The organism is Vibrio azureus (assembly GCF_002849855.1).
Taxonomy (GTDB): Bacteria; Pseudomonadota; Gammaproteobacteria; order Enterobacterales; family Vibrionaceae; genus Vibrio; species Vibrio azureus.
Genome location: NZ_CP018616.1, coordinates 1,342,614 through 1,355,433, shown reverse-complemented (window position 1 = coordinate 1,355,433; position 12,820 = coordinate 1,342,614). Strand labels below are relative to the sequence as shown.

The 12,820-nt window shown below is 40.6% G+C and carries 12 protein-coding genes; 10 read left to right on the top strand and 2 right to left on the bottom strand.

The window, feature by feature from the left end; genetic code table 11:
• Positions 1 to 38 precede the first annotated feature (38 nt).
• Complete coding sequence (locus tag BS333_RS22160) at positions 39 to 176, bottom strand: hypothetical protein (RefSeq protein ID WP_167330398.1); 138 nt, start codon at positions 174 to 176, stop codon at positions 39 to 41.
• A gap of 216 nt (positions 177 to 392) precedes the next feature.
• Between BS333_RS22160 and BS333_RS06220 the strand changes: the two genes are divergently transcribed.
• Together BS333_RS06220 and BS333_RS06215 are read left to right on the top strand one after the other, a co-directional pair.
• Complete coding sequence (locus BS333_RS06220; RefSeq protein ID WP_021708085.1) at positions 393 to 1,763, top strand: MATE family efflux transporter; 1,371 nt, start codon at positions 393 to 395, stop codon at positions 1,761 to 1,763.
• Between the two features lie 209 nt (positions 1,764 to 1,972).
• Positions 1,973 to 3,010, top strand: coding sequence for a DUF3080 domain-containing protein (locus tag BS333_RS06215; protein ID WP_227739145.1), 1,038 nt, complete (start codon positions 1,973 to 1,975; stop codon positions 3,008 to 3,010).
• Positions 3,011 to 3,126: 116 nt separating this feature from the next.
• On the opposite strand, the gene BS333_RS06210 is transcribed toward BS333_RS06215, so the two are convergent.
• A complete protein-coding gene (locus BS333_RS06210) occupies positions 3,127 to 3,969 on the bottom strand; it encodes a DNA ligase (protein WP_021708083.1) in 843 nt (280 codons plus the stop codon).
• Between the two features lie 318 nt (positions 3,970 to 4,287).
• Here BS333_RS06210 and BS333_RS06205 point away from each other — a divergent pair, with 318 nt between their 5' ends.
• From BS333_RS06205 to BS333_RS06170, 8 genes are all read left to right on the top strand, one after another.
• Positions 4,288 to 4,608, top strand: coding sequence for an STAS domain-containing protein (locus BS333_RS06205; RefSeq protein ID WP_021708082.1), 321 nt, complete (start codon positions 4,288 to 4,290; stop codon positions 4,606 to 4,608).
• Positions 4,609 to 4,634: 26 nt separating this feature from the next.
• Positions 4,635 to 5,462 (top strand): OmpA family protein, encoded by an 828-nt coding sequence (locus BS333_RS06200; protein WP_021708081.1) that lies wholly within the window; start codon positions 4,635 to 4,637, stop codon positions 5,460 to 5,462.
• 17 nt (positions 5,463 to 5,479) lie between these two features.
• Positions 5,480 to 7,582: an SLBB domain-containing protein gene (locus tag BS333_RS06195; protein WP_021708080.1), complete on the top strand. Its 2,103-nt coding sequence runs from the start codon at positions 5,480 to 5,482 to the stop codon at positions 7,580 to 7,582.
• Positions 7,582 to 8,265: a P-loop NTPase family protein gene (locus BS333_RS06190; protein ID WP_021708079.1), complete on the top strand. Its 684-nt coding sequence runs from the start codon at positions 7,582 to 7,584 to the stop codon at positions 8,263 to 8,265. The genes BS333_RS06195 and BS333_RS06190 overlap by 1 nt, the downstream gene beginning before the upstream one ends.
• Before the next feature lie 8 nt (positions 8,266 to 8,273).
• Entirely contained in the window at positions 8,274 to 8,657 is a 384-nt protein-coding gene (locus tag BS333_RS06185) for an Hpt domain-containing protein (RefSeq protein WP_021708078.1), read from the top strand.
• Positions 8,658 to 8,864: 207 nt separating this feature from the next.
• On the top strand, positions 8,865 to 10,403 hold the full coding sequence (locus BS333_RS06180; protein WP_021708077.1) for a sigma-54-dependent transcriptional regulator: 1,539 nt from the start codon (positions 8,865 to 8,867) through the stop codon (positions 10,401 to 10,403).
• Positions 10,387 to 11,469, top strand: coding sequence for a glycosyltransferase family 4 protein (locus BS333_RS06175; RefSeq protein WP_021708076.1), 1,083 nt, complete (start codon positions 10,387 to 10,389; stop codon positions 11,467 to 11,469). Before BS333_RS06180 ends, BS333_RS06175 begins: the two co-directional genes overlap by 17 nt.
• Before the next feature lie 147 nt (positions 11,470 to 11,616).
• Complete coding sequence (locus BS333_RS06170; RefSeq protein ID WP_021708075.1) at positions 11,617 to 12,801, top strand: glycosyltransferase; 1,185 nt, start codon at positions 11,617 to 11,619, stop codon at positions 12,799 to 12,801.
• Positions 12,802 to 12,820 lie beyond the last annotated feature (19 nt).

Here is a 12,820-nt window from a genome sequence, read left to right as displayed (position 1 = left end):
CTTTTCTAGGTCAATATTTCAAAACCGCACAGCGCGTATTACACCCCCCCTAGGTGCTGTGCATGTTTAACTAGCTTTTGACGTTGAGCTTCCTTGTCTGATAATGCTTTCTCTTTGTTTTTTGCTTCTTTCTCCAATGCTACTGGTTGAAAAACAAAATATTTATTCAGAGTCATGATAAGAACCTCAATCTAGTTTTGTTAGTCCATACTCTCACAGCTATAAATCCAAATATGACTGAAGAGTGCCCCACGAGTATAGATGTCCTCTGTAAAGTTGCCTACCTTTTACAAGCAAGTATACTTGACCGTTGACCTCTCCTTTTCTTTGCTCTTAAGGGTTAAGAGAAGACCCTAGAGTTTATTTATTTTTAATCATATTTGGAGCTAGAAGTGCGCCTTTATCGCGAAGAAGTCTCAAACCTCATCAGATTAGGAACCCCCGTATTTATTGCGTCTGTCGCTCAAACTGGGATGGGCTTTGTCGATACCATTATGGCAGGTGGTGTAAGCGCAATTGATATGGCCGCTGTCTCTATCGCGGCAAGCATTTGGCTACCCTCTATCTTGTTTGGTGTTGGCTTACTTATGGCTTTAGTACCTATTGTCGCACAACTCAACGGTGCCGGACGTCGTGTTAAAATTCCATTTGAAGTACAACAAGGGTTTACTCTCGCTCTTTTAATTAGCATTCCTATCATTACCATTCTTCTGCAGACACCGAAAGTTCTGGAGTTAATGGAAGTAGAAGACTTGATGACCGTTAAGACTCTCGGCTACATTCATGCCGTCATTTTTGCTGTACCTGCTTTTTTATTGTCTCAAACTCTACGCAGTTTTACCGATGGTCTATCCATGACCAAACCGGCCATGTACATTGGCTTCATAGGGCTTGCACTCAATATCCCTCTCAACTGGATTTTTGTTTATGGCAAGTTCGGGGCTCCTGCCCTTGGTGGGGTGGGCTGTGGCGTAGCGACGGCTATTGTTTATTGGGTTATGTTTATATTATTGCTTTTGTATGTGATCTTTTCACCACGACTCAAGAGCATCAATCTTTTCGGAGAATTCCATAAACCTCAACTCAAAGCACAAATACGTTTATTCAAATTAGGTTTCCCCGTCGCAACCGCTATTTTCTTTGAAGTAACATTATTTGCGGTTGTCTCATTACTCATTTCACCGCTAGGTTCACTCATCGTAGCAGCACACCAAGTTGCAATAAATTTCTCTTCAGTTGTTTTCATGCTACCAATGAGTATAGGGGCAGCAGTCAGTATACGAGTTGGCTATCGACTTGGTGAAGGCAATGTGGAAGGTGCAAGAGTTTCTTCACGAGTTGGGCTCTTATTAGGACTCGTTCTCGCAATGATAACAGCCATCGCAACAGTGATGTACCGAGAAAGTATTGCACTTCTTTATACACAGAACGCTCAAGTTATTGAACTTGCTGTTAAATTACTTTTATTTGCGGCTATTTATCAGTGCGCGGATTCAATACAAGTCATCGCAGCAGGTGCACTTCGTGGATACAAGGATATGCGTGCCATCTTTTATTGCACATTCATTGCTTATTGGTTACTAGGCTTACCGATTGGCTTTGTATTGGCTCGGACCAACTGGCTAATCGAACCTTTGGGTGCTCAAGGCTTTTGGTTAGGATTTATTGTTGGCCTTACCGCTGCTGCCATTCTGCTCGGCCTTCGTTTACGCTGGATACATAAACAACCTCCAGAAGTACAGCTGAAGTTTTCACAGCAATAAGGATTAGTTATTGGCCATTTTGATCGTATTAGCAACACATAAAGTATTAATAGGTGTATTCTAGAAATGCTGTGTCTAGAGAGATATTCTGCTCTCTCTGGCACAACCGTTGTTCACCGAGAAGGATGAGCGAGTAACTTTGGCCTTTAATCGTTCGTAAAAAGAAGCATTCGCCCATCTCGCCTACATACTATCGCTAGGAGGCCATTTTGATTAGGCATCTAAAACAGCCTGCTGCAAGACTCCGTTTTATCTCTTTCCTTTTACTTGTGATAATTTTTTTGAGCGGCTGCGATTCCAGCTCTACGGCAAAAGAAAGAGATTTTGAAAAGTACCATCAGAGGCTATCTAATGTGCTTGAGGTCCCTTATTCATCTATTGACGAACCATCGGCAGTGACCATTCCACCCAAACGCTCTCTTTACCAACCATTACCCCGTCTGTCGTTAGGTTTACTGGAAAGCTATCAGCTTCGTCAATGTGGACTTTTCGATTTAGTCGCTCAGAAAAATAGCCAATTAGGAAAAGTTCAAGATGCGTTTTACGACTTTGAATACCAAATTAACCTGTTGAAAATCTTAAACTCCTGTCTCTCAGAGCCCGGTATAAGTGAGCAAGATAGAAATACGTTAACTGAGTTGAATCAACAAAAATGGCAACATCTCAGCATTCATCTCGATAATTTAGTTTTCACAAGCGTTTCAATGCGAAAGCAACTAACGGCTTCTCAATGGCTAGTTCTCGAAGGAGATGTGGATACCATGCTCATAAAACAGGGCTTAAACACACTAAAATCCTACTACCAGACTCCTGTTTTTAAAACATCACAACTGCCTGAAGACAATATTGTCGAGTTTCAAGAACACTTTGAAAAATCACGCTTAATAGGCAAACTCTATTACTCTCTGCAAAGTTCGTCGCTATGGCTTGAACACACTACAAATATGTTAGAAACGAATAGACCGTTGATTTTTTGCCAACCTAAACGTGACAAAACACGCTTCCTTTATCTTAATAATGTGTTCAATTCTATTTATGTGAAAGAAATACAACCTTACTTAGCATACCTTGATAGTACTTATTGGGAGCTGAGTGATGGAATAGATATGATAGAAAAGCGCATTTCTCTGCTAGAAGGTCGTTACAACCTCAGCCAGACTCATCAGCAATTCAGGCAAGCCACTTTAAAGCATGCCCAATTTTGGCAACGATTGTTCAAAGAATGTGGTATAGGTATACCCAAGTAACCTCAAGTTACTGTGTTCAGCGAGATACCCTTAGCTCTCAGGCGTGGCAATGTTCTGAGCTAATGCCTTCTCGCTTATCACCGTATTTTGTGGTTACATGAGTCTAAAAACCCTTGTTACTTGTCGAGTCTTTCCCGAACAAACCGGGCAAATCTTGGCTTACCATTCTGTGTATATCCATTAAAGCGAAACGTAATCGTCGCCCCTAACTTAGGCGGCAGACGTCTTACTTCATCACTAAAACCACTACCAATATAAAACTCCGTTCCATCTTTCAACTTCACAAGTAATGACCCCATTATGCCCTGTAAACGCCCCTCACCAGTTTTATATCCAATGACAATAGCTTCATCGTCCTGAAAACGCTTCAGTTTGAGCAAATCAGCCCCTCGGCCCGGAACATACAGACTTGACGTTTTTCTTAGCATGATTCCTTCCCCGTTAGACGCCGTAATTTGTTCTAAACGCGCGGAAAGATTGGCTTCATTTGATATTGGATAATGTTTCACGTAGTCAAGGTGAGCGAGTCGGCTCGCAGCAACGAGTCTCTTAATATGCAAATAACGTTTCTGATAATCTCCATCGATATGTGGTGTATCAAAGACCATAAAGGTAATACTTTGCCATGCCTTATCCACTGGTTTCTTATCTAACACCGTTTGTTGTACCAGATGAAACAATCCTCGCCCGGCCCATAATTCACCATCTAAAGGGTAATTTGGTAACCCTTCAGTAAACCAATCAGGAGAGTAAATACGATTACCATGTCGCGTCACTAATTCACTACCAGTCCAATAAGCTCGGATGCCATCTAGCTTTTCACTATACCAGTACTGGGAAATATTAATCTCTTTATGGTAACTCTTGGCCAAAATGATAGGTGGCTTAGAGTCGCTATTCGCTTGCAGTTGTGCGGAACTTAAAATAGACAAAGCTATTAAAGACATTTTTAGTGGCATGGTTTATTACCTGAACAATTGAGTATAAAAACATTTAAACCTTGTTTATTTTCCGCAAGCAACATGGAGCACATAAATTTGGGCAGAACTCATACTGTCTAGAACATGTAAGCCCATAGTTGCACCATTTTTAGAACAAATTAAAGTTTATAAATTATTCTTTCTGCCCATCTATATGATTCTCATTTTGCAAAAACTCTATTTAAGCCTCATGTGACAACAAAAAAACATTTTAAAACATTAGCTTATATTGGTCGGCAAGTTGGCATACAACATGCTGATGAATAATAAGGTTATGTCACTGTCAGAGAGTACACCATGGAACTACGTAAATTAGAGATAGATAAAGACCATCTAGCCATTGAGTTTTACGGTGATTTAGATGCGAAAGGATGTCGTCAAGCTCAACACTATATCGATGAAGTGATTCACAATGATGCACACAAACAAGTTGAAATTAACATGGAGCATGTTCAATTTCTTGATTCTTCTGGTATTGGTGCCATTGTTTATTTATATAAACGTCTTGTTGAGCGAGAACGCAGTATGTGCATTGAGAATGTCTCAGGACAACCTTTAGAAATTATGAGCCTACTGCGTATCAATCATGCAATTCCGGTAAATTCAAAAGGATTATAACTAAACCAGTTAACATGGAGGTTAGCATGGTCTACACATTTCGGCAGTTGTCTGTGATGTTTTTTGTTCTCACTATCATGGGGTGTTCCTCTTTAGGTTATCCTGATAAAGGTCACGGTGGCATGGCAGAAAGCTTTCAAGATATCTCAATGGATGAGTATCAATTTTCACCTGTCATGCCAGATGAACCTCTCGGTCCAGAACATGGCCTTCGTTTCGATTGGCAATTGGCCAAACTTCAGCTCGACGCCTTAATAGCGGAAGGCGCTCGTTGGTGTTTCCCCGCGGCTGTCGTACAAGCATTAGAAAAACAAAATAGAATCGCCCGCGAGTTGGAGGGTGGCCTCATTATCGATGCCGCTAATGACTTAGTGATACAACGCAAACGTCTTAATGAACTAGAGCAGCAGCTCGATTACGTACTGAGTGAAATTTCTTGCACTCCCCCTGCTGACATTACTTCACTACGAAGCGATTTAGAAACCGTCTCTAACATTTATGAACTTCTCAACATTGACAATCAGTTTGCTGTTAACTCAGCTGAAATAAATCCTAAGTATATGGGGCATTTAGCTGAAGCCGCATTTATTTTGCGTGGTCAACCTAGTCTCTCCTTAGTTATCACAGGTCATTCTGACATTACTGGCGACCCTATACACAATAATAAGCTTGCTCAAGACCGTGCGGAGCAAGTCAGGCGCTATCTCAACATTTTTGGCATTGCACAAGCACGTATCACGACCGAGTCTGTTGGTGATGCCCTGCCACTCTTCGAAGGTAATTCTGAAGCAACCCGTTTATCCAACAGAAGAGTTAGCATCGAAGTACTCGATGTTAATTCCTCTAGACCATAATGAGTAGGAGTAAAAATATGAGAACCTATCATCTCTTTATTAGCTTCGCTCTTTTATGTCTCTTGCCATTAATGTCACCTTTATTTGCCTCAGAGGTGCAAGAAGTAAAAGTAGGTGACTTAATTCAAGTTAACCTCCCAGGTGAATCCTCCTTGAACCAAAGTTTTCAAGTTGACAAGCGTGGAAGAATTACACTCCCCGAAATTGGCCCTGTGTTCATCGCAGGTTATAACGAAAAGCAACTTGAAAAAGTCATCATTGACCGTTTGAATACTATCTACCGTGACGTAAGTAATGCCCGAGTCTTCATCAAACAGCAACAGTTACTTGTCTCTGTGCAAGGATATGTGTCCAAACCGGGTGAATATACCTTACCTTCAGGGTCAAATGTACAAATGTTTATTCATGAAGCTGGCGGCCTCAGATCTGGGGCGCAACTTAATAAATTAATATTGAAAAGAGGTTCCAAAAATACAGAGTTTAACTACAAACGCTTCTTAGACAGTGGTGATAATGCACTGTTGCCACAACTTCGTTCTTTAGATGTGTTATTTGTTCCTGCCTCTCCTCTCGTTGGTAATGTAGAACAAGAGTTCGATGCCTCCAAATTGGTGGACTCAGGGGACAGTGCCAATTCCTCACTTGCCATTAAAGTTTTTGGGGAAGTTAATGCACCTGGTTCATTTAGCTTCAGACAAAGCAATACCCTAGTCGATATTCTCATGCGAGCTGGTGGAGTAACACGTTTTGCAAATGTAGAACATATTCGGATCATTACAGATAATGCCCCAACAACTTTTGACTTAAAGCGTTACCTTGATACAGGTGATCACAGTTTATTGCCGGACATTTTACCGGGATCGACGATTTTTATACCTAAGCAAGAGAGTTCAATGGTCGCTGGCTCAAATACAATTTATGTTATGGGAGAAGTAGCAGCTCCAGGCGCTTACAAAGGTAAAAAAAATGCCACTCTTATGGACCTTCTTGCACAAGCAGGCGGCCCAACACGTTTTGCTGATTCCGATAAAATTCGCATCTTAAAGGCGAATGGCTCAGTTATACAATTTGATCTTCCCTCTTACACCAATGGATTTGTCAAAAATAAATTACCGATTATTGAAGCTGGAGACTCGATTTTCATACCAGAAAAAGAGGACTTTGAGACGAAATCTTGGTTGAATACGGCCTCACACAGAACGGTTGCTATAATAGGTTCTGTCACTCGACCAGGTAGAATTGAATGGTCTAATCAAATGGACCTGATTGATTTATTAGCCCATGTCGGAGGCCCGACTAAAGATGCAGATACCACCAGTATTGAAGTTTCACTCAATGGTAAGAGAGTATTATTTAACCTAGATAAGTTTCTTAAAATGGGGTCCCCTCATTCCAAACTACCAAAAATTAAAAACGGAGCGATAATTAGAGTCCCATCAACACTTTCTATCGCCGCTGGAGACAAGTCTCAATGGCTAAATCAAAGCTCAGATTCTTCTATATATTTGTTTGGTCAGATCAATGCACCTGGTAGATATAAATTTACTGAAGATATGCATTTTCTAGACATCTTATCTGCAGCAGATGGCCCAACAGGTCTGGCTGACATCCATAATATACGCGTCACCCATCGGGGTTTAGGCTACGCTAAGGTCAGTAAGCTTAATTTATCTTTGTATTTTGAAACAGGTGATGAGTCGATACTTCCAAAAGTCAAGCCTGGTGATACCATTTATATTCCAGAAAAAGATAAGAATTGGCTTGATCGCTCCAAGGAATCCACGATTCGTGTTCTCGGAGAAGTGAAGTCACCTGGCCGTTACTCCTTCAATGATAATATGACGATTCTCGATCTTTTAGCTGAAGCTGGTGGACCTACGAATAATGCTTATTTAGAAAAAATTAGTGTGGTTAATATGTCTTGTTGTCAGGGACAAGCTAGAACATTCAACCTTGTAGATTTTAGTAGGACAGCAAACATCTACGATCTTCCTGTCATTAGAGCTGGTGATACCATATATATCCCGAACAGAGAAGATAGCTTCCTTGAGAAAGCGCGTGCAGGTTTAAGAGACATCTTACAATTGACAACCACCATTGTTTTGATTGGAGCACTTTAATGAGTATTCCAGCCACACATGCCGAAATAGAACAAATATATTTACAGAACGAAATCCATGGGTTTCGGTCAATATGCATAGTTGGTTGCCAATCTGAAGAAGGCGTCACTTCCATCGCATCTGCTCTCGCTGAGCGTTGGATACTAGCTGGCCACAAAACACTTTATGTGGATTTAAATTTATTTAAGCCTGCATTTACAGCTTTGAACAGCTCGATACAAGAAGGTGAAGGCCAGTTGATCATTCGCCAAAATATGCATCAAACGTTGATGGGGCTTCCTGCACCAGTTCAAACAAGTACACAGCTTGCTTACCGTGATCCGACCATGTTGAGCAAGGCGCTTTCCCAATGGCTAGAGGAGTTTGATAGAGTCATTATCGATACTTCCCCATTATTGCGACTTAATAAAAAAAATATTCCAGCACAAGTTATCGCTGGTGTTTGTGATGCAACAATTCTCGTTGCAAGCTATGGTTCAACAACGACAAAACAGCTCGAGCAAGCAAAGTCTCATTTAGCATCATGCAACGCAAACTTGACTGGTGCTATTCTTAATATGAAGCATACAGAGTCATTGCAAGTTGAACTGCTAAATTCTCTTGAAGAAACCCGATTCTTCCCGAAGAGACTGAAACAATATTTATGTCACTACATTAAGAACAGCGATCTGTTTACCATTTAGGAGCTCATATGGAAGATCATCGCCGAACTCCCACTGAACATGAACTGGTTGACGAAACCATTATTCAGCAAATGATTAAAGACACATGTGCGGAGGTTATGCCGACACTCATCGACCATTATCTAGAAGAGTCAAGTGTACGAGTCAAAAAAATTACAGAAGCTATGATACAACAAGATCTCGATACACTTGAGTTCGAGGCTCATACACTAGGAAGTTCATCACTTGCTTTAGGTAATCGAAAACTGTCACGTCATGCAAGAGCAATTGAAACATTCTGTATGGAAGGAAAAGAACAAGAAGCCTGGGAGCTTTGTAGCTCGTTACCTCAGCTAGCACAGCGTTCATTTGAAGCTTTAAACAGACGAAAAGAGCAAGGCTTTAATGAATAACTCATACGTAATAAGATTTAATGCGCTCAAAAGCCTCATTTTTTCTGCACCTTTCGTCAAGTGTGCTAATACTTAAGTATCATCGTTCTCAAAATGAGAATGTAAAAATCAGCTTTTTCTGTTTCGTTTTGGTAATAAAATTATCTTTTTTTATAAATTGTTTTTTATCACTTATCGCACCATGAAATCAAGGTTGGGAATTATTCTATGAAGCCTAGGGTTTTACTGGTAGAAGACTCTACCTCGCTAGCAATATTATACAAACAGTACGTCAAGGACGAACCTTACGACATTTTTCATGTTGAAACTGGACGTGAAGCTATAAGTTTTATTGAGAAAAACAGGCCTCAGCTTGTTATTCTCGATCTGAAACTACCTGATATGTCCGGAGAGGAAGTCCTTGACTGGATCGCGGATCATAACATTGTAACTTCTGTGATTATTGCAACGGCACACGGTAGCGTTGATTTAGCGGTAAACCTTATACATAAAGGCGCTGAAGATTTTTTAGAGAAGCCAATTAATGCTGATCGCCTCAAAACATCTGTCTCACTGCACCTCAAGCGCTCCAAGCTAGAAAGTCTCGTTGAAAATATTCAATCTACTTTTGACCGTCATCACTACCATGGCTTCATTGGTGCAAGTTTACCCATGCAAGCTGTCTACAAAACCATTGACTCTGTTGCACCCACATCAGCCAGTGTTTTTATCGTCGGTGAAAGTGGTACTGGTAAAGAAGTCTGTGCTGAAGCGATTCACCAACAAAGTGAACGAAGGGATAAGCCATTTATTGCAATAAATTGTGGTGCTATTCCTCGGGATCTAATGGAAAGCGAAATCTTCGGCCATGTAAAAGGCGCTTTTACTGGCGCCACTACAGATAGAAAAGGTGCTGCTACTCTCGCTCATGGAGGAACTCTGTTCCTTGATGAACTTTGTGAGATGGAGCTGGAAATGCAGAAAAAATTGCTCCGATTTTTACAAACAGGCACCTATACCCCACTCGGTGCAACAAAAGAAATGAAGGTCGATGTCCGTATCATCAGTGCAACCAACAGAGAACCAATGACCGAGGTAGAAAAAGGCAGGTTCAGAGAAGATCTCTACTATCGTGTTCATGTTATCCCAATTTATATGCCTCCTCTTCATGAAAGAGGCGATGACATTGTCATGCTAGCCAGTCATTTCTTATCAACCTACGCCAAACAGGACAAAAAGAAGTTTACTGACATCGATCGAGATGCACAAAAAATCATTAAACACTATCATTGGCCCGGAAATGTTCGTGAATTGCAAAATATCATCCGAAATATCGTGGTTCTGAACAATGATGATAAAATTACCGCAGACCACCTACCACCTCAATTAAGTAAGAAGTCTAGCGAAAGCAATGGCCAAAACCAAAATAATGCCTATAGCCAAGAGAATATAAAGCATGTCTCTTCCGAGACATCACAAAACTCTGGAGAAGTTAGTGCTGATAGTCATAATGTCGAGAGCATTTCCTCGACAACACCATTAACCTCTCATGCTTATAATTCGCATAATCATGTTTCAGCGGGATCCCCCTATTTCAACAATGATGGTTCTATACGTCCAATGTGGGCCGTTGAACGAGAAGCAATTCAAAATGCCATCGCTTTTTGTGATGGAAATGTGTTAAACGCTGCCGTCATGCTTGAACTAAGCCCCTCCACTGTTTACAGGAAAAAACAAGCTTGGGAAGCTGATGAAGCCGACATCTAATACCATTTCGACTCCCTCCCCACATGAAGTGTGGATTTTACTTGATAGCCGCCTATATGGTGGTATCGAGTCACATGTCTTAGAACTTGCACATGGACTTAAAGATTTAAATATCAAAGTAAGAATCATTTTTGCTGTAAAATACTACCCTCAAGCGCCTTTGGTTTCTAAACTGAATCCGGAGAATTTACCTCATAGCTACCTTAATGAACTAGCTCAAAAGCAAAATTCCAACGGTTTGCTTTCTCTGATGAAAAGTCTAAGACAGGCTGTAAAAAAATATCAGCCACAAGCTATCCATACCCACGGTTACAAAGCGGCCTTGTTAGCAAGGTTTGCAAAGGTTTATTGCTCTCAATTTCCGCATCTAATATCGACTTATCATGCAGGAGAAACACCAAAAGGAAAGGTCTGGTTTTATGATTGGCTAGACAGGCTTACTGGCCGCCTTTCTGAGCATTGTTTCGCTGTGAGTCCCGGAATTCAAAAAAAATTATATGCTACTTCAGAGCTTATTAACAATTTCGTATCTTTACCTCACGACCAACCTAATTTAGGAAAAGAAGTGGCATTTGTTGGGCGTCTCAGTCATGAGAAAGGTGCCGATCGATTTATCGAAATTGCTAAGGAGTTTCCTACACTCTCATTCACAATTTATGGGGACGGCCCCGAGAGAGAAGCTTTGGAAACGGATGCACCTATCAATGTGACCTTTCACGGACACCAGTTCAATATGGAAAGTGTTTGGCAACAAATCCATTTTCTCATCATCACATCGAGACATGAAGGCCTACCCATGGTGGCTCTTGAAGCTATGGCAAGAGGAATCATCGTCATAAGCCTTGATGTTGGCCGTCTTAAAGATGTTTTAATTACTGGCAAGAATGGGTTTATTGCAGAAGATATTCAAACTCTTAAAGAACATTTGATCCTATGTTTAACAATGCACCCTGAGCGAAAACTTCTTATCCAACAAAGTGCTATACAAACCATTACCGATCATTTTTCTGCCAAGGTGATAATTCCCAAATTGATAGAACACTATCAAATTGAAAACCCCTTTTAAATGTTATTTTTTTCATTTTGAGAAAGTCACGTCAAACCTCCTCAAGAAAACAAAAAAAACAATATATATCAATATGATAAATAAATAGCATATTTTGGCATTTCCGTTGCAATAACTCTCACATATCGGTGATTTGAGGGAACCGCAATGACAGCACCCAAACGTATTCTTTACGTTCACTATGGAGATAATTGGATTCGAGGTAGTGAAATTGTGCTTTTAAATTTACTCACAAATCTCGACCGAGAAAGATTTGAACCTATAATTTGGTCCAACTGTCAGCCCTTACTTTCAAGATGTCAAAGCCTGAGGATACACACCCACTACTCCCCTTTCGATCTCATTGGTGGTTGGCGCTCTCCTCGTTGGAATATTGGAGGTTGGAACACCTTATTCAAAAAAGGGTCAGAACTTATAAATAAGCATAAGATTGACTTAATTCATGTTAATAGTGGTGGTCCATGTCAATGGATGTGCCTTGCTGCACGAATCAGCCGAACTCCTTTACTCGCTCATTTACATTGTCATTATACGCTTCGTGATCGGTTTTCCCTCGGATTACACTTAACTCCAAAGCTTATTTGTGTCAGCGAGGATATTAGTAAAGAGTTACTAAAAGATGGCTATCCAACTGAACACATGCATATTGTTCATAATGGTGTCTCACTCAATCTGGATGCTTCACCAATTGACATCAAGTCACAACTCAGTATTCCGAGTAAGTCTTTCACATTTTTATCAGTAGGATCACTTATTAAAAGAAAAGGCTTTGATCGGCTTATTCAAGCAATGCGCATGCACAATTACCATCAGAATAATCCTCATTTAGTCATTATTGGTGAAGGTGAAGAACATATAAAACTCAAACAGCTTGCCAAAAACCTTAAAATCCAAGATCGCATTCATTTTGTTGGGGCTCAAGATAACGTCGACAATTGGATGCTAGGCAATGCGGATGCTTTTATCAGTGGTGCATATGAAGAAGCGTTTGGACTCGCTCTGGGTGAAGCCGCGTTAGCTAAGTTGCCTATTGTCGCGCCTCATACTGGAGGTATTCCTGAATTATTTGAGCATAACCATAGTGCTGTTCTCTATAAGAATAGTGGTATGGCTGGATTATTAAATGCGATGCAGCTCATCATTCAGGACTCAAATTTACGGAAGACACTTTCTGAAAATGCATTCCGCTTTGCAAATCACCACCTAACCGTTGAGGGACATGCAAAAACAATCGAAAACATCTACACCAATATGTTGCAAAAAATAGACACCAGTAGCACCCCTGTTTTTCATTGTATGAGGCCAATATCACGTTGGCTTCAAACCAACTGACTCATATTAACTAAAGGAA

Excerpts from the sequence above, each read along its gene's own strand:
- BS333_RS22160 (WP_167330398.1), bottom strand. The coding sequence starts at position 176 with ATGACTCTGAATAAATATTTTGTTTTTCAACCAGTAGCATTGGAGAAA.
- BS333_RS06210 (WP_021708083.1), bottom strand. The coding sequence starts at position 3,969 with ATGCCACTAAAAATGTCTTTAATAGCTTTGTCTATTTTAAGTTCCGCA.
- BS333_RS06205 (WP_021708082.1), top strand. The coding sequence starts at position 4,288 with ATGGAACTACGTAAATTAGAGATAGATAAAGACCATCTAGCCATTGAG.
- BS333_RS06200 (WP_021708081.1), top strand. The coding sequence starts at position 4,635 with ATGGTCTACACATTTCGGCAGTTGTCTGTGATGTTTTTTGTTCTCACT.
- BS333_RS06195 (WP_021708080.1), top strand. The coding sequence starts at position 5,480 with ATGAGAACCTATCATCTCTTTATTAGCTTCGCTCTTTTATGTCTCTTG.
- BS333_RS06190 (WP_021708079.1), top strand. The coding sequence starts at position 7,582 with ATGAGTATTCCAGCCACACATGCCGAAATAGAACAAATATATTTACAG.
- BS333_RS06185 (WP_021708078.1), top strand. The coding sequence starts at position 8,274 with ATGGAAGATCATCGCCGAACTCCCACTGAACATGAACTGGTTGACGAA.
- BS333_RS06180 (WP_021708077.1), top strand. The coding sequence starts at position 8,865 with ATGAAGCCTAGGGTTTTACTGGTAGAAGACTCTACCTCGCTAGCAATA.
- BS333_RS06175 (WP_021708076.1), top strand. The coding sequence starts at position 10,387 with ATGAAGCCGACATCTAATACCATTTCGACTCCCTCCCCACATGAAGTG.
- BS333_RS06170 (WP_021708075.1), top strand. The coding sequence starts at position 11,617 with ATGACAGCACCCAAACGTATTCTTTACGTTCACTATGGAGATAATTGG.